The 15,940-nt window shown below is 40.2% G+C and carries 16 protein-coding genes and 1 pseudogene; 6 read left to right on the plus strand and 11 right to left on the minus strand.

The features are described 5' to 3' along the window. The first annotated feature begins 1,023 nt into the window (after nucleotides 1-1,023). Nucleotides 1,024-1,230: a DUF1657 domain-containing protein gene (locus MKY74_RS35210; protein WP_076176851.1), complete on the plus strand. Its 207-nt coding sequence runs from the start codon at nucleotides 1,024-1,026 to the stop codon at nucleotides 1,228-1,230. Between the two features lie 462 nt (nucleotides 1,231-1,692). On the opposite strand, the gene MKY74_RS35215 is transcribed toward MKY74_RS35210, so the two are convergent. The 7 genes and pseudogenes from MKY74_RS35215 to MKY74_RS35245 all read right to left on the minus strand — a co-directional run bounded on the left by MKY74_RS35215 (nucleotide 1,693) and on the right by MKY74_RS35245 (nucleotide 6,222). After that, nucleotides 1,693-2,172, minus strand: a complete 480-nt coding sequence (locus MKY74_RS35215) for a hypothetical protein (protein ID WP_084204287.1) — start codon at nucleotides 2,170-2,172, stop codon at nucleotides 1,693-1,695. Between the two features lie 861 nt (nucleotides 2,173-3,033). Beyond that, nucleotides 3,034-3,252 carry a hypothetical protein gene (locus MKY74_RS35220; RefSeq protein ID WP_144025555.1) on the minus strand — a complete coding sequence of 73 codons (219 nt, stop codon included), beginning with the start codon at nucleotides 3,250-3,252 and terminating at the stop codon, nucleotides 3,034-3,036. A 498-nt stretch (nucleotides 3,253-3,750) separates the two neighbouring features. Beyond that, nucleotides 3,751-3,996 (minus strand): annotated as a pseudogene (locus MKY74_RS35225) (AbrB/MazE/SpoVT family DNA-binding domain-containing protein); the annotation flags it as partial. Nucleotides 3,997-4,266: 270 nt separating this feature from the next. Then, nucleotides 4,267-4,755, minus strand: a complete 489-nt coding sequence (locus MKY74_RS35230) for a hypothetical protein (RefSeq protein WP_144025554.1) — start codon at nucleotides 4,753-4,755, stop codon at nucleotides 4,267-4,269. Between the two features lie 3 nt (nucleotides 4,756-4,758). Continuing rightward, nucleotides 4,759-4,941: a hypothetical protein gene (locus MKY74_RS35235; protein WP_076176847.1), complete on the minus strand. Its 183-nt coding sequence runs from the start codon at nucleotides 4,939-4,941 to the stop codon at nucleotides 4,759-4,761. A gap of 133 nt (nucleotides 4,942-5,074) precedes the next feature. After that, nucleotides 5,075-5,323: a hypothetical protein gene (locus MKY74_RS35240; RefSeq protein WP_076176846.1), complete on the minus strand. Its 249-nt coding sequence runs from the start codon at nucleotides 5,321-5,323 to the stop codon at nucleotides 5,075-5,077. 2 nt (nucleotides 5,324-5,325) lie between these two features. Then, nucleotides 5,326-6,222, minus strand: a complete 897-nt coding sequence (locus tag MKY74_RS35245; RefSeq protein ID WP_076176845.1) for a tyrosine-type recombinase/integrase — start codon at nucleotides 6,220-6,222, stop codon at nucleotides 5,326-5,328. A 566-nt stretch (nucleotides 6,223-6,788) separates the two neighbouring features. Between MKY74_RS35245 and MKY74_RS35250 the strand changes: the two genes are divergently transcribed. Further along, a complete protein-coding gene (locus MKY74_RS35250) occupies nucleotides 6,789-7,322 on the plus strand; it encodes a hypothetical protein (protein ID WP_144025553.1) in 534 nt (177 codons plus the stop codon). A 466-nt stretch (nucleotides 7,323-7,788) separates the two neighbouring features. Beyond that, nucleotides 7,789-8,247 carry a hypothetical protein gene (locus MKY74_RS35255; protein WP_076176843.1) on the plus strand — a complete coding sequence of 153 codons (459 nt, stop codon included), beginning with the start codon at nucleotides 7,789-7,791 and terminating at the stop codon, nucleotides 8,245-8,247. A gap of 567 nt (nucleotides 8,248-8,814) precedes the next feature. Here MKY74_RS35255 and MKY74_RS35260 read toward each other — a convergent pair. Both MKY74_RS35260 and MKY74_RS35265 read right to left on the minus strand, forming a co-directional pair. After that, the gene (locus MKY74_RS35260; protein ID WP_144025552.1) at nucleotides 8,815-9,558 is read right to left on the minus strand and encodes a hypothetical protein; all 744 of its coding nucleotides are present in this window, start codon (nucleotides 9,556-9,558) and stop codon (nucleotides 8,815-8,817) included. 24 nt (nucleotides 9,559-9,582) lie between these two features. Then, entirely contained in the window at nucleotides 9,583-10,302 is a 720-nt protein-coding gene (locus MKY74_RS35265) for a hypothetical protein (protein WP_144025551.1), read from the minus strand. A gap of 91 nt (nucleotides 10,303-10,393) precedes the next feature. Here MKY74_RS35265 and MKY74_RS35270 point away from each other — a divergent pair, with 91 nt between their 5' ends. Beyond that, entirely contained in the window at nucleotides 10,394-10,813 is a 420-nt protein-coding gene (locus MKY74_RS35270) for a hypothetical protein (protein ID WP_076176842.1), read from the plus strand. A 252-nt stretch (nucleotides 10,814-11,065) separates the two neighbouring features. On the opposite strand, the gene MKY74_RS35275 is transcribed toward MKY74_RS35270, so the two are convergent. Beyond that, nucleotides 11,066-11,641: a hypothetical protein gene (locus MKY74_RS35275; protein ID WP_076176841.1), complete on the minus strand. Its 576-nt coding sequence runs from the start codon at nucleotides 11,639-11,641 to the stop codon at nucleotides 11,066-11,068. A gap of 736 nt (nucleotides 11,642-12,377) precedes the next feature. Here MKY74_RS35275 and MKY74_RS35280 point away from each other — a divergent pair. Beyond that, complete coding sequence (locus tag MKY74_RS35280; protein WP_076176840.1) at nucleotides 12,378-12,818, plus strand: hypothetical protein; 441 nt, start codon at nucleotides 12,378-12,380, stop codon at nucleotides 12,816-12,818. 48 nt (nucleotides 12,819-12,866) lie between these two features. Here the strand turns inward: MKY74_RS35280 and MKY74_RS35285 are convergent, their stop codons facing one another. Continuing rightward, nucleotides 12,867-13,973: a WG repeat-containing protein gene (locus MKY74_RS35285; protein ID WP_244169468.1), complete on the minus strand. Its 1,107-nt coding sequence runs from the start codon at nucleotides 13,971-13,973 to the stop codon at nucleotides 12,867-12,869. Nucleotides 13,974-15,084: 1,111 nt separating this feature from the next. Between MKY74_RS35285 and MKY74_RS35290 the strand changes: the two genes are divergently transcribed. Then, on the plus strand, nucleotides 15,085-15,897 hold the full coding sequence (locus tag MKY74_RS35290) for a hypothetical protein (RefSeq protein ID WP_076176839.1): 813 nt from the start codon (nucleotides 15,085-15,087) through the stop codon (nucleotides 15,895-15,897). The last annotated feature ends 43 nt before the right edge of the window (nucleotides 15,898-15,940 follow it).

The following is a 15,940-nucleotide window of genomic DNA, read 5'->3' on the forward strand; positions in this document are numbered from 1 at the left end:
AGTTAAAGGAAATTCAAGCGGCAGAAATCAACAAAAAAAACACATTCCCACCGGAATGAAGATGGATAAAATAAATGCTGAATATCCTTCAGCTAAATCTTTGGGCTAAACTCAAAAAGACGCCTTTCTTAGGCAGCGAAGCCCCTGCGACACATTTAACGTTGCCGTCATGGTGGGGTATCACTGAAAGAATGGCGTACTTTTCATATATATGGATACTAGATAATTTAATGGCTTTGATTTCCTTATAATTGATTGATAGAGTAATGGCCGTTAAAAAAAGCCAACTCATTCTTGTTGAGTTGTCCTTCAGCTGCTTTCTTTAGATCCATAGCTATCTATCCATCCAGGACGAAAATAGCTATTCTTCCCCAATAAATTTCTGGTAGAAAGTTTGGCTGCCTCAAGATGCTCTTCAAGGGAAATTTGCATTCTTGACCCGTTGTGCTGGGATCTCGTTAGCCAGCAATTCCAATTCACAAAACCGACAATGATACCTATGCTCCCTTTCCTCAATAGTTGAACCGCTAAACGGACAAGTCGGCATATAGGCCCTCCCAAAAAAAAACGAGCGCAACAATACGCGCTCAGCAAATAAGTCCGATACACTACAAATTGCCTTTCCGGTCCGTCCAGCCTTTTTGATACCCATCCGTAGGCTTCAATAATTTATCCACCAGTACCAGTTCCTGGAGGTCCCTCATTTGAAGCCCTAAATATGCTTTGCTTGGGCAGCAGCCACCACACTCTTTTCGCCGTTGCAGTCACGGTCGACGATGATAGTAAATCAAGAGTGGAGTAATATATGTATATGCCTAATCGCTTGATTTGGTGAACGACAATTCCTGATTATAAACCCTTTCCGTGGTTTTATTTTTTTGAATCGTAGCCTTCAAATAGGACATGAATTGTATTTTGGGGAAAGCCCCAACAGCCGATGTAAGACGTTTTTGTTTTCATGAATTTTTTGAACTTTCACCGGTTAGATTATGTTCGTACTGTTCCATAAAGGAGGTGAAGGAGATGACCGTTTCTTCTCAGGTCAAAACAACACTGGCTTCCCTAAAAAGTGCCCAAGCTAGCTTGGAGACGTTTGCTCTCAGCACACAAAACCAGGAAGCGAAAAACTTGTTTACTCAGGCAGCCCAGCAAACGAGCCAGATCGTACAGCAGGTGGAAAGTCGGGTTCAACAGCTGGAGAATGAGGAGCCTCAATACAAAGGATTTTAGGATGTGCTCGTTGGTTGAACTTTAGGCTTAGATATTAGATCTATCAAACGCGGCCCCCCCTTTGGGGGGGATATGTTCGAAATGTTCCCTTGGAACCTGAATTGCCCTACATATTTAGCATGCCTTTATCTTTACTCAAGCTTGATTGTTTTTAGGGCCATTATGTTCCAGACCTATGATATTGGACCATGGCGCTATTATAGCTAGATTCATAAAATATATGACACCACCTTTGACAGCGACTCCACTCCATAGATCCCTTCCTTAGACCGTGACTGCAACGGGTAAAGGGTGGGTCGCAGAGGCTGCCGCTGCCTAAATAATGCGGCTAAAATCCGGCCATCCTAGCCTATTCTCCTTTGATGGCATGGGGATGGCCAACCTCCTTATGGCTTCTGTCTGTTTACCCCTGTTCCGGTTATATTTGATAGGAAGTGAGAATCAAGTTTACCCATCATTCGTTCAGCTCATGATTCGCATCGGCTTCTCATTGAATTTGTCTATGTTTCGAGCCATGGTTTGCAAATAAGCATCTGAAATTCGTTCGGGAAAAGAACCAAAGCGCTCCCTTAAAATATTTTCTAAAATCCAGGCCTTCCGTGTCCAATATTCATACTGGCCGCCAGCGTGCTTAGCATCATCTAAAAAGTCGCCTTGCTCTTCATTCGCCTTTTTAAAAAAACGCAGATAATATTGATAACTCCGGGATCTCTCTTGTCGCACCTCCCGTAGCAAGCAGGTCAGAAAGTAGCTGTCCTTCTCCAATAAGTCTCTTGTAGACAGTTTCGCTGCTTCCAGAAAAACGGGCACTTCATAAAAAACCTTTTTTCGGAATCCGTTCTGCTGAATCTGACTGGCCACGAGGCCCATGTCACAAAAGGAACAATAATACGCATGCTCTTTCTCCTCAATAACCGATCCGCAAAAAGGACAGGTCTGCATAACGGCGGTCTCCTTTCACAAGCCAAGGTTGGATTAGGTAATGTATCTGCTGATTTCCTAGATAACCTAAAATAGCCTTCCCATTTGGGAGGCTATTTTAGGGACTGATTTGAAGTTTGTTCCACATTTAGGTGAGGGATCTTCCCCATGTCTTAATTGCGCCAGAATAGCATATTCAGTTTCAAGGGAAAAGGTTCATGGAAATCTATCTAGACTTTACTGTGCAGAGGGGCCGTTCCTGATCTTAAATACCTGTGTCGATCGGAATATTCTAGGAACAAGAGGTGGCATGGCTCCAAAAACGATTCTAAACAAGAAAAGACCAACTCATGGATCAGAGTTGGTCTTCTTCATAAAATGATTCGAACTAACAGGCTTACATAACATGGGTTAATTCCAATTATCCTTGCCCATGCACTTTGAGAAGCCTCGGGGTAGGGTCCGCATGACATCGGCCAATTGGCTCAAGACTTTCCTTTTTTCGTCTTGTCCTTTCCCTGTCTCCTCTGACGGCGTTGATGGATTCTCTAATAGCTTATCCTCACTCTCCAATGTGGCTGCATTTTCAAGCCGGCTCACGCTTTCTAGCCACCTATAGCCCGAATACAGGACTGACAGACGTACCGGCCCCGGAAATAGCCTAACCCATCCATTTACTCGCAAAAGAAACAGCCCGTATTGTACTGACGCAACATCAATCGGCTCGACTAATCATCCATGGATCTCCTTCATGGATCCCCATCACGGCCGTAATTCCATAGGAATCACGATGTTCATCTACCAGCCAAACAATACCGATACTTTTCATCCTACTCACTCTCCAGCAGGTTTCTTTTCTTTAGATCCATACCTATTGCTAATTTAATAATTCCAGCGGCTAAACATGAGCCCCTGTAGTCTTCTCGGCTTGATTCGTTCCACTTCACTCAGGAAAAACAGATGAAGCTCACCGATAAAATGCGTGGAAGACAATTCATTAACCGCGGAGTCAAAGGCTTCCGAGCTAATCATATCTTTACTAAAGTCGTTAATATGTGCCATGAACTTAGATTGGATCGGTTCAGGCAATGCCTGAGCCAACGAGATAAGCTCCTCAATCATCTCGTTCTTCTTTCACATGATGCATTACCTCGAATTCCGGATTCACGGCCATTATTTTTGGTTCGATAGGCCAGCGTATTAGCTATTTTCGCTTGCAATACTTTTTTAAGATAGTCTAATTCGAAAAATGAGACCTCCCAAGGCCCAATAAGAGCTAACTCATTCCTCCGAGTTGGCTTTTTTCGAACTACGGATTAAATAACTGACATAACTTTGGGTAACCCCAAGCATTCCAGCTAATTCGACTTGCGTAGCATGGGGATGCGCTCGCATGACCTCGGCCAACCGTTTCCGAGTATCCTCTTGTTTTCCCCTTCTCTTCTTTTCTTCCTGCGCCAAAACGACGACGCTGTCAGGCTTGTCCTGTTGTTCCTCGGGTATACAGATATCTCGTAACCCTTGGTCTCCCCTCTTCTCCTTCAGCTTCATTTCGCTTTCTAATGCGACAGCACTTTCAAACTCAGCTAAATGCGGTTCAGGGCCCCTGATGTCCCGAATACAAGACGAACAGATGAGCTGCCCCTTGAAGTAACTTAACGCTTCAATGGATCCGCAAAACAAACATCCCGAAACTAACTTACGGAACATCAAATACTTAGCCTCTTCATCGATAAAAAATTCAACCGCGTCTTTTTCGTCCACCCCTAGAACACGTCGCAATTCGATAGGAATAACAATCCGCCCCAGCTCATCCACCTGCCGAACCATTCCGATATTCTTCATAACCGCACGCTCCTATTATAATCTGGCCACACTATCATTCCGGATTGGATAGCGAACTACATGGTTTACTAAACGCTGTGGAAAAACAACTCACCCGAGCTCATCCTGTTGCTTACATACTTCTTCCTTTCATCCATCGACTCCACCGTGACCTCCCAATCATCGGCACCAGGTCGACAGAATGTTCTTAGTAGACACTCGTAACCCTACAAACAACTCCATCACATTTTCATTTCGACTGCGTAATACGTTCGTACCGCTCATTAACATCTATTCTAATTTTTCACTTTGAAGCTCAGCTTTTTGTAATATCGGTTCGTGATATAATGCTTCGGCTTTCTTGCGAGCCTCAACGGCGTCTCCTAGATCGAGGAAACTTCCTAAGCGAATCCGTTTCCCTCCTACTGATATATATGCTCTATAAATTTTCGTGCCCTTTTTGGTATACTCAGCGCTTACTCCTTTAACCCCTGTTGATTTATTATGAGTGATTTTTCTTTTAAGATGATGTGGAACGACTCCATTCACACGTGAAGATTCATTTTTTTGTTGCATTAGTTTCAAACGATCATCATTGCTGCATCCGCATGACTGGATACTCCCTCTTCGCAAGTCATTCATAGAGCAGGTCTTTTCTGTGCCACAGTCACAACGACATAAAAACATTCGATCATAATTACGTCCTGTTCCTGTTTCTTTGATAACTTCTACTTTTCCAAACCTCTGCCCAACAATATCAACCTGCTTTTTTCTAGGCATTATTCAATTACCAGATGCCCAGTGAAATGTCACTGTTAGATGCGACAAATTCATATCATCGATTTTGTTTAACAAATCATCATTACCTACTTCCGATCTCACCAACTCGCGTTCCGTTCCATCATCTTCAACCAAGACAGCCACCAACTTGCTTCCATCGAAATTTTCATAAACCTCGATTTTCATTGACTTCACTCCTTCGCATTTTGTGTCTAATCCGCAATACGTTTGCACTGTACATCATGACACTTACCTTTTATCCACAATCCAACTTTGAGAATATTCGATCATTTTTAAGACATCGTTGATTGCTTTGCGCTTATCTCGCCATGATGGCATACTCGTATCCATCACTTCTCGTAACCCCCTTTTGATACATTGCTAACCTCAATTCATCTCCGGATTTTCCGTAAATCTCTTGCAATTCTCTAAATTCAGTTCTGAACCACGGTGCATGCTCATTTTCTGGCATTTGAATACACACTCCCTTATTCTTTTTGTGTCTATTGCGAATATGTTCGCAATGTGCTTGTCCTTGAATAAGTACAAGTATACCTTCTCCATTCATTTTCAAGTCCAGCTGATCGACTCCACTGCAGCCTCCAGATCATCAGTACCAGGAGTCGTATAGATCATCGTCATTTCAATATTCGGGGTTCCATCTTCTTTGTAGTGCCCCATCAGCATGGCCACCTTCTGCAGGTCGTTACCGGCAGCCAATAAATCATGCCCAAACGTATGTCTGAGGCAGTGGCAAGATAAATGCTTGATTTTTGTTCGATCCCGGTATTTTTCTATAATGTGCTGTATCCCTCGTTCAGAGCATTTAGAAGACCGCTTTGAAACGAACACATAAGGACTGTCTGAATCCCTTTCGTTCAGATACCCTTGCAAGGCGGCGCGCAGCTCTGCGTTAACCGGCAACTCTCGATCCTTGTCCCCTTTCCCCCGGATATATGCTGTTCCCTTTCTTTCGCTCAACGTCAGGTCGGTGAGCTGCAGATCGCAAAGCTCATGAACTCGCAACCCCAAGCGAAGAAAAGTCAGAACGATCGCGTGATCCCTTTTACTTGCCTGGTTCCGAACCTCACGAAGCAAAGCGTTCTGTTCATTCCGAGAGAGCCACTTTGGGAGACGACGGGCTCTAGGAGGCTTTTTAATTCGCCCTACCGGGTTGTCAGGTAGGTATCCCATCTCTGCAAAAAATCTAAAAGTCGCGTTTAGGTGGACAAACGTTAACTGGTTGGTTGCTGGCGAAGCCGGTTTTCCATTCCTGCCGCCGGCGACAAGTAAGTATCTTTTGAAATCAGCCATATCCTTTTGGGTCGCATATTCTGCATGTACCTGTTCGCCCGGATGGATCGATTGAAGCCAGGCAACAAACCTCTTCCAACTCCCCTGATAACTGATGATGGTTTTTGGAGAGACGCCTCGATCCTCTAGATGCCGTATAAACTCTTCAAACATGGTTGACTCCTTTTAACCGAAATATATAACACGACGAGATTTTCCGCTCTTACGAAACGGTGGAATGCACCTTCCATATTTTGATTATATCATTTTTCGTCATGTTATGTATAGATAATATGACAAAATAATAAGCCCGTATCCAACTGTATCACTACCTTGACCCCTTAATCACGTCCCAAACGATCCCGCGCATCCACAGAAACCAGGTCCCCCTATCGATCATCGAGCGCATAGCCTTGTATCGCGGCCTCTCGAAGTCACTTCCACTATGTAATATAAACCGCTCATCAATGCCTGCCTCCCAATGAGGTTTTGAGGATCTGATCTTTGACCACACTCGACCATGTGCCAACTTCGTTTACTCTATATCAAAAATACCCATATCAATAATGGCATGTTTTTTTGACAAAAGACTTTTGTTTTTACGTTCAAAATGCCCCTGAAAGAAACGCTGCAAAACATGATTTTTAATAGAAGGTGCACCTCACAAAAGTATTTACTACTCTCCCAACTCGGAATATAATGGAATAGATAGAAAATTTTGTATGAGGTGGGTGTATACAATGAAAAATTTCCCGAAATTGTTCTTGTTCCTCTTGTTATTTTCATTTGCTTTTTCATCAGCAGTTTTTGCTGATGAAAGTACCAACCAGAAGACAATTGAAAGTACCAGTAGTGAAATCAACACTCCTCTTCCTGAGACTGGGCCATATGTAGAAATTAAGACAGGGGATGCTTCATCTGTATTCGCAGCCTCCTCAACATATGGTCCATACTATGTCCGCCCAACAAGTGCCGGACAATTTGGTGGATTTACTGTGTCCTTGAATTCAGGTGTAAGTAGTTTTCAATTTTATAATTATAAAGTATATGGTCTTCATTCCAACGAAAAGGCTTCTATAAAATGGACCGTTACAGATGCTTCAACTGGAGAAGACAGGCTTTCTTGGGTTGAGGGTGATGTAACAAACTACAAAACATTTGGAGTATATGGGTTACCAAGTGGAAAAACATATGATGTAAATTGGGTATCATTAAACGATAATGATGTCGTCGGAGGAACATATGTACAAGTTGATGGGTATGCCTATCAATAAATTTTAAAAATCATAAGTGCACCCCTTAAAAATAGTCAGGGTAACTGATAAATTTTAGGGGTGCATTTTTCATGCTGAATACAAATTCAGGATTCTACAAAATTTCCGTTCCAATACTCCCTCATTCAAGAATTTTGAAAACAAGTCTCCTAGCCGGTTTAATATTCAGCCTCCTCCTCGTTTTTCTCCATAAAGTATCTAAAACCGCCAATTCCTAGACCAATAGCTCTTTAGCTACTCGTCCTTTAGAGCGCCATCACATAGGTACTCACTTCCTATCCTGGGGAAGGATCTGTTAAAGTTCACGCTTCGATTAAGCAGACAACGCGATATCATCCTGTTACAAATTATTTCAAACCGTGCGGAAGGAAAACCGATACTGGGTTCAAATTTCACATTCAAGAATATACAACTTCATATTGGGGAAAATAAATAAAAACAATAAAGAAAGAGGAGAACACAAAGAATGTTGAAATCAATTGCTCTAAGCTTAAGTATCCTCACACATGCAGTATTTGGCTTCTCCATAAGTGATGATACTAAAATTCAGGAATTGAGAAAAAATATCACCTTCAAATTGTTTACCCCTTCTTATTTTGATACAGCAACTAATTATGAGATAAAAATACCTGCCCAAATTGAAAAAAATATGCCTGAAGTTAAGGATGTTATAATTAACTACTTTGATTCAAAGGGTGAGTATGTATTTGGTGTAACACAAATAAAGAGCTTCTCTTTTGAACCACGAGGTGAGCAGGTTATCATTAATGGGGTTAAAGGTTGGTATGAACCTTATTTAGGGAAAGAGCCTACAGGTGCGCGATTAAAATGGATTCAATCGGGTACATACCTTGAATTAGATACAATTAATTTATCCAAAGATTCATTATTAAGAATTGCGAAGTCAATGAAAATTATTAAATAGGTCCAAGTTTTCTGCCAGCCTGGCTTTGCGTACGTACAGCGGACGAACCAATAAATATATCTTAGCGTATTTTCTTGAGTTTTGTTGGCGGGACCCCTTAAAGAGACCACTAATGGCAGCGGAGAATACCCAACGAGATCTATTATTAAAAGAATAACAGAGGAATATATATTAAATAAGAGTAGGGCCGGGTCATCTGTTCCGGCTTCTTCTGTTTGTCTGCTTGTAAGACGTTAGAGCAGCTCATCAATATATAGAAATTTAAAACCGCTTCTCAATGCCGATCTCCCAACTTGATGAGCCGCCGTTCCGGATTCTGATCTTAGGCCGATACTCGACCTATTCTAACTTCATTACCCTCACTCCGTATCAAAATACCCACATCATTAATGAGACGTTTCTAAAGTCATTTTAGGGGCATTTTGAAACGTAAAAACAAGAGTTTTTCTAGCGTGTCAAAAAGCATGCTTTTTGACACAACAATAGCCACACTATCAGCAGTATTACTAAAAATTAAAAAACTGCCGAGAAAGTCCTCGGCAGTCAATTGCTACTTTATATTACAAATTATATTTTATGTTCATAGGAAAAACTCCAGCTCGATGAGTCTGTTCCATCATAAATCGTACAACTTTGGCTTACTCCTAAATTTCTGTAGGCTTTATCAGTTATCACAACCGGCTGCCATTCTGAGGGTGCAGTTACTGAAAATGTATTGGTTGAGTCTGAAATATTAAAACTTTTATCAACAGTCTGGCTTGTATGATTAGGCGTAGATCCATAAGAGAAAAGTCTGACCGTTTTATTTCTTAAGTAGTAGGCACTGTCTGATATAGTCCATCCACCTGATGCGCTAGTTATATCTTTGTATGTTGCACCATCGTTATCATAATAGAAATCCCAATATAAAGTAGAATAAGCTTTTACACCGTAACTACTCGGGTCCCAGAGATCTCCGTCATCGTGCCCAGACCCATTGTAACCTGAAGTGAAATAGGTAGTTGAATAGGACTTTTTCGTTGCTCCTTCCTTTGTTTCAATTTTAAGCAACTGCGTAGTACTGATAGCCTTAGCGTCTTTTGTTTCGCCGCTTTTTTCATTTTTTATGACTACCGTTGAATTACTTATCTCATTATCATTTATATCGCTTATGCCGCTTCTAGCCCTTTCGAACAGAACATCAATATCCTTGATTTCCTGGCTTGAATAAGTGGTTAAAAATCCCCTCGAACTTGACGCATTACTGCTGCTGAGTGGAAAAACTAAATATAATAAAAAGATTGTTAACATACATCTTGTTATTATTTTCATTGTAATGTCCCCTCCATTTACGGTTTATTGTGATATCTTAAAATTGAATGGAAAACTCCAAGAGTCACTATTATCATGGACCGTACAATTTTGTTGGGTGCCGACAGCAGAAGGGATATCGCTACTTCCGATTAAAACGGGTTCCCAATTATTTATGGAGGCAACGTTACTATAATTAAATGTGGTTCCTGGTGAATACGACTTACTCTGATTTGTGGGGTACGGTATAGTGGGGGTAACTCCATTTTGGTTGATTGTTAAACTTAAATTAGAAATTGAAAGCCAACTATCCGAAATTAGCCAACCACCGCTGACATTATTAATTGAGGCAGTTGCTATATTTTGGTAAGTACCAGATGTCCAGTCGATCGTTATATACGCCTTTACCCCGTATGAATCGTCCCACTTATCACCTCCAGAAGAACGAGTGCTCAATGTATTAAAAATTGTAGTTGAATAATTTTTGGTAGTATCGCCATTTTTCGTTGTGCTTGATAAGAGTTGAGTAGTTTCAAACCTCTCCACTTTCCCAGTTTTCCCGTGTTGGCTTTTTATGAATGTTGGATCTGTCTTAGTCATCTGTAAATCGGTAATTCCTTCCTTTGCTCTCTCAAAGAGTACCGTTAAATCGCTGATTTTTGTGCTTTCGCTGGACATATCTGCATCACTTTGAGCATAAACTGATGACGTGGATAAAGACAATGTAAAAATGAATAACAGAAAAGTAAGCACACTTTTTCTCAAAATAATCCCTCCATTTTTGGAAAATTTTGATACACCTCAATCCTATTCTATCAAGCCACTTATGTCAATTTAATATTAGGGGGTGTTTTGTTTGAATAGCATGAAAGGTGCTAATTTAGAAGTATTTATCAAAATGATTTTAGTGATTTTTATAATATGTATTTTCAAGGGGTTTACCGATTGGTTCATTGATACAGGATCAAAGGCAGTATATTGGTGGTCTCTATTCCCATGGGCTATCCCAGCATTTATTCTCGGTATTTTACTAAAGATGATTACCTGTGGAAAACGTTTGTTTAAGAAAGAGAATTGGAAAATGAATTATATATCTTTATTTTTATTCTGCCTACCGATTTTATTGATTTTAATATTTTTGCACGGTCCATTTCCAAAGGCGTTTTTACCAACAGATATTTATTTAATCTCCTTTGATAAACACTATGACCAGTTACTGTTTAACATTTTTGGATATTCCTTTTTGTCGTCTTTCTTATCCGATAATCGAAATTAAAACACCTCAGAAACATATATGGCGAAGGTAACTGGTACTTATTCCAGTACGAGTAAAACAATAACATGGAAATTGGTGCATCCTGTATTGGAGTCGAGAATATCGGTACAGTTGCTGTAAGTGGTAATGGATACGTATATTAAGAAGCCCAAAGGGAGCAGTCATCTTATCGACGACTGCTCCCTTTTTTGCATGGAACTCACTATTTTATGTCAGTTCTTAAAAAGTATCCATATTCAAGTAGGTGCATTTTTATTGTCTTCTGTTATCTATTACATAAATTTTTTTCTGCCCATTCTCTTCTGCATAAATGATAAAGACATTCACCGTATCCCGGACAGAATTAACCACCATTTCCTCTGTTCGATGATCTACACCTTCTCTGGTTAGTCTCGCAAATGAGTTTAAGACTGCTTTGGGATCTCCATATTCGGTGTATGCAGCTGTCACCCGATCACGCAGACCGACACAGCACTCGAGGAAAAATTTTGCCATAGCCGGCGTATTGATTTCATCTATGACAATGGGAGTAAACGTCATAGCGCGAACCAACTCCCGTGCTTCTGCATATGACTTCACCTGGTTTGAGTTGATCACAGTCAGATTGGGGGCCAGACTCCTTAAGTTTAAGTCATCCCGGTCCTTAAAATACCAGCCTAATTCGCTGCCCGACCGTTCCCGTAATATAGCCATCAGGAGAAGCCCGTTCATCTGCTTATCGTTCCCGATGACCAGAATATTCTCGTCCCCTTTGGCCAGATCCATTAAGAGAACTTTAGCATCGTTCGAAAGTAATCCATCCTCATACATTTGCTCTATGGTATTCACGTGTTTCCCCACTCTCTATTTGGAGTAGTACCAGCTAAGCTGACACGACCCGCAAAATTATATGTAAATAAATAACAGATGAATACTCCCAAGTTCGTCATGAAGTTGAACCATCTGTACATCGTCTAAATGGTACAATTTTTTAAAATTCTCTACACATTGAAGTATTTCTCGTGATATTTCGATGGTTCTTTTCATTCTTGGTTTTTATAAAGTCGACTATAAATTAATTTATTTACCTCCTTGAAGACCCTTTGGCCATAAGATAATACAATATCCCATTTCCCATTTTATCTTAAACCTCTATTTAAATCTTATCGGCCAACTAAGCTGCAAACTTTAGACAGCTTTCAGCAAGGAAGCATGCTCTTTTGATATATAAAAAGCATCCCCTCCTTTATATGGAAGCTTCTGCTTACAGAGCGGAATGTTATTAGTATGGGTCATCTTTCCTCATAATACATTTCCCATTCCTTTGCTAACCAATTTTGACAGAATACCTTGAAATTTAGTAGCTATAAGATTTGAGTAATCAAATCTAATATGTTGATGAACCATCAAATAGGGTTACGGATTAATTTTTAGGGTGAGTCGTTTATATTAGGTTGTTTTTTCTCTTAGAAGATTCACTTTACTTATTAAGAGTCAATCGATGCAGCCATTACGAATGTAGGGCCATTCAAATGGTTTGCGCCTCTATCGACTGCTCAATTAGTTACATTAGGGGGAAATAAAAATGGCAAGAAGTGCAAGCACTTATTCAACTACTATCGATGGCTTTAAAGTTGAAACCAACAGTAAATACCAACCTAGTGGTTCTACTACGTATTGCAATATCTTTGCACAGGACGTAATGAAGGCCATGTCCGCTGCTTTGCCGAGTGGTACGGCAAATCAAATGGCAGATGCATTGCTCAATAATGGAACACCTGGTTGGTATTCGGTTACATTTAGTGACGCTCAAAGCCGAGCAAATCAAGGGTATCCGACTATCGGTATCCGAAAGGCGGATGGCCATGGTCATTGTGTAGTCGTAAGACCAAAAGGTTCCTCTATTACGCAGTTGCGTGATGTTCAAATTGCTCAAGCTGGATCTACCAATTATAACAATACTACAATTAACTGGTCTTGGACTGCTGCAGACCTTCCAACCGTAAAGTTTTACACGCATGACTAAAAAGAACAAGGTGTGGACTTAACCCACACCTTGTTCTTTTTTTATTGTCTAATTTTGGTTTGGCTTCGTTAATATAAACGCGGTTCCTGGTGCTTTAAAAGCAACTGCTAAACCATTCGAACTAAATGAAGATGACTCAGACCTATATTCAAGTTTAGTTACTAGTGTACCCTTTCGATTTATGAAACCAAATTTCCCTGTAGCGTTATCCCCTATGCCAACCAATGCATAACCTTGTTTGAAGATCGACCCTCTATTATATTGCTGGTAATTAATGATCAGTTTTCCTTGTTTATTTATATAACCTACTTTCCCTTTCGTATTATAGACAGCTGCCAATCCTTCACTAAAAATTCCTGCAGAGGAAAAGCGAAATGGGATAACTTCTTTTCCATTTTTGTTAATATACCCCCATTTGCCATTTTTGTTCTGAACCGGGGCTATCCCTTCGTTAAAGTCACCACCAGATTTAAACTTAAAAGGGATCACAACTTTACCCGAAGTGTTAACATAGCCTGATTTCCCATTTCCATCTTGAACTAAAGCTAATCCTTCTGAAAAGTCACGACCTTGATTATAATTAAATGGGATAACCACCTTATTTATTTTATTTATATACCCTGCCTTCCCAGTCTTGGATTGATATGCTAAAGATAAACCCTCTTTAAAAGAATAGCTGGAATCATATTTCGTGGAGAGTTCCGTAATAATCTTACCAAATCGATTGATTAGATAATCTGAGTCATTCAGTTTTACATGAGCAACCCCTTCAGTAAAATCTCCTGCTTCTTGATACTGAAGTGGTGTTACCAAACCGCCTTTTGTATTAATAAACCCGTAGAGATTGGTTTTATTGTTCTTTACTATTGCTCTTTGCTCAGAAAAGTCAGTGACAGGTACTATTCCTGAAGCTAAATTAAAGGCAATATCTCCTTTTGAATTATAAAAGACAACTTTCCCATCGGATTTTTCTGATAACAGCAACCCATCATGGAATCCGCCGTCACTTAAAGGTTTTACGATGTTAAAATCAAGTGGTTTTTTGGAAACTTTAATTGTCAAGGCTTTTGACGCGAATGAACTATTGGATGAAATAAAAAATGACGCGCAAACAACGATCAACAATAAAGCTAACTGTTTTTTAATGAGACTCACTCCCTCTTTAATAAGGACTTTTTTTCATACCTTTTCCTCACAAGCTTATGATTTAAATTATAGGTATGCAACGTGATTCATGCACAAATTCTACATTGGAGCCATTGATTCAGGCCCCTTAAAGAACCGATGAAACAGCAGTCCTTCAACTCAAAACGCCAAAGAAAAACCACATAATAAATAACGCTTTAATTGCTGAATGGTTTGTAGTTCATTTTTTTCTTTTGGAACCCACATTTTTAAACCGTCGTTTAAGACAGGACTTTCCTTTCATGGTGTCTTTTCTTTTGGCTTATGGTTTGATAACTCACACACTGTTTATCCTCCCGCTGCTCATAGCTCGGTTATTATTATGGAAATGAAAGGTCATCCAGGAATCATCGGTATAAGATCGCGATCTTCCGGCTATGTTCCCCGCAATCCCGTATACATAATAAAAGGACCTTCTTCTTGTCCATTTTTGTCTAGTCTATTATCGTCCAGCTACTTCTACTTAATCCATCTACGGAATCAAGACAAAAATATTTTATTTTGGAAATCACCGTTACCTTTATATGGAAGAACACGTCTAATTATTAACTAACAAACCCTTGAATCAAATTTCCATAGAAATACGTGACACGATATATAAACTTGGCAGCAGGAACACGCCGGTTTTCCCCAAATTAATTCTATATTTATCTGGAGGTCCCCAAAAGCTGGAGGTGTCTTCATCATTATAAAATCAACATCATAACAGGGGTATATTTAATTTTGGCCTTGGGCGGAAGTTACTTTATTTCTCGACCTCATAATTTAACATTAATGCCAGAGAGCACCCACGCTAATCCGGTGCACTCTCGAGTTCAACACCAGATAACATCCAATATAAACCTAGGACGCGGGAAATTGGCAACGTTTGGACAACCACTTCCCGGTTCTATTAGGGTAGCAGATGTTCCAAAAGGGGGAGTTTTCTGTCCAAAAATCAGCAATTAAACGACTTCTGATAGCACATGTATCCCCCTGTCAGACGCTTGGCACCAGATATTATCATTAAAAGGCTTTACAAAATATGGATCCCGAATATATACTTTGTTTGTAATTAATACAAAATTTTGGGAGGTAGATTATGAGCAAGAGAATTATTAAATGCTTAGGTAGAGTTGTTGCTGTTGTATTCGTTGGTTCACAAATTTTTGCAAGCCCCATCAGTACATTTGCTGAGCAAAACAGTTCTATCCCAGATCGAATGCTTGCAGGCACTGTTATTCAGTACGATGAAAACAATAATCCAGTATATTTAGAAGAAGGATCCCCATTGCCCACCGAAAAGCCTAAAAATACCGTTTCCCGCAGAATTCTAACTCCTGAGGAGCAAGCAGCTCTTGATAAAGAAAATAAAATGGCGGAGGAAATTCTGGAGGAGGCAAAGTCTCTGCCTGTCTTCCATATTGATAATCCGAAACCACAGCCTGGAATGAAAGTAATTTACGATGGGGAAGGATATCTTAAAGACATCATTTATCCGGAAGATCAAACAACTGTTGGAGTTCAAAGTGCACTTCCACAAGGCACCAGAAAGGCCCCAGGGACATATACATATGGTGCTCATAATAACTCAATTGTCATTACTGGAACAAGCACAGGTAAAGTGCAAGGAACAGGCCGCGGAACTAACTTTACCGACACATACGGAGATCATGGTAACTACGTCCTGAAAAAGGGTGATTGTGCAACAAAAGGTGAAATTGATAACCCGCGGTATGATACATTAATTTCTGTACGAAACTTGGACAATGATTACGTTTACAGTTTTCAAAAGGAAGATAACGGTAGCCTGCCAGATGCCGTAGTTGATATTTGGAAAGATGGCCTTTCATATTTAGGGCTGACCTATAGCCCGTCTGTTTCCTTCTCAGGAAGATACTTTTACCAGTTTTAAAATCTGATAATAAAATAAAAATGGATAGGATGGTAACGTCCTA

It is taken from the genome of Paenibacillus sp. FSL R5-0378, assembly GCF_038009285.1.
GTDB classification, from domain to species: domain Bacteria; phylum Bacillota; class Bacilli; order Paenibacillales; family Paenibacillaceae; genus Paenibacillus_AQ; species Paenibacillus_AQ favisporus.

Coding starts and splice junctions, on each gene's coding strand:
- MKY74_RS35210 (WP_076176851.1), top strand. CDS start 1,024: ATGACCGTTTCTTCTCAGGTCAAAACAACACTGGCTTCCCTAAAAAGT.
- MKY74_RS35215 (WP_084204287.1), bottom strand. CDS start 2,172: ATGCAGACCTGTCCTTTTTGCGGATCGGTTATTGAGGAGAAAGAGCAT.
- MKY74_RS35230 (WP_144025554.1), bottom strand. CDS start 4,755: ATGCCTAGAAAAAAGCAGGTTGATATTGTTGGGCAGAGGTTTGGAAAA.
- MKY74_RS35235 (WP_076176847.1), bottom strand. CDS start 4,941: ATGAAAATCGAGGTTTATGAAAATTTCGATGGAAGCAAGTTGGTGGCT.
- MKY74_RS35240 (WP_076176846.1), bottom strand. CDS start 5,323: ATGAATGGAGAAGGTATACTTGTACTTATTCAAGGACAAGCACATTGC.
- MKY74_RS35245 (WP_076176845.1), bottom strand. CDS start 6,222: ATGTTTGAAGAGTTTATACGGCATCTAGAGGATCGAGGCGTCTCTCCA.
- MKY74_RS35250 (WP_144025553.1), top strand. CDS start 6,789: ATGAAAAATTTCCCGAAATTGTTCTTGTTCCTCTTGTTATTTTCATTT.
- MKY74_RS35255 (WP_076176843.1), top strand. CDS start 7,789: ATGTTGAAATCAATTGCTCTAAGCTTAAGTATCCTCACACATGCAGTA.
- MKY74_RS35260 (WP_144025552.1), bottom strand. CDS start 9,558: ATGAAAATAATAACAAGATGTATGTTAACAATCTTTTTATTATATTTA.
- MKY74_RS35280 (WP_076176840.1), top strand. CDS start 12,378: ATGGCAAGAAGTGCAAGCACTTATTCAACTACTATCGATGGCTTTAAA.
- MKY74_RS35290 (WP_076176839.1), top strand. CDS start 15,085: ATGAGCAAGAGAATTATTAAATGCTTAGGTAGAGTTGTTGCTGTTGTA.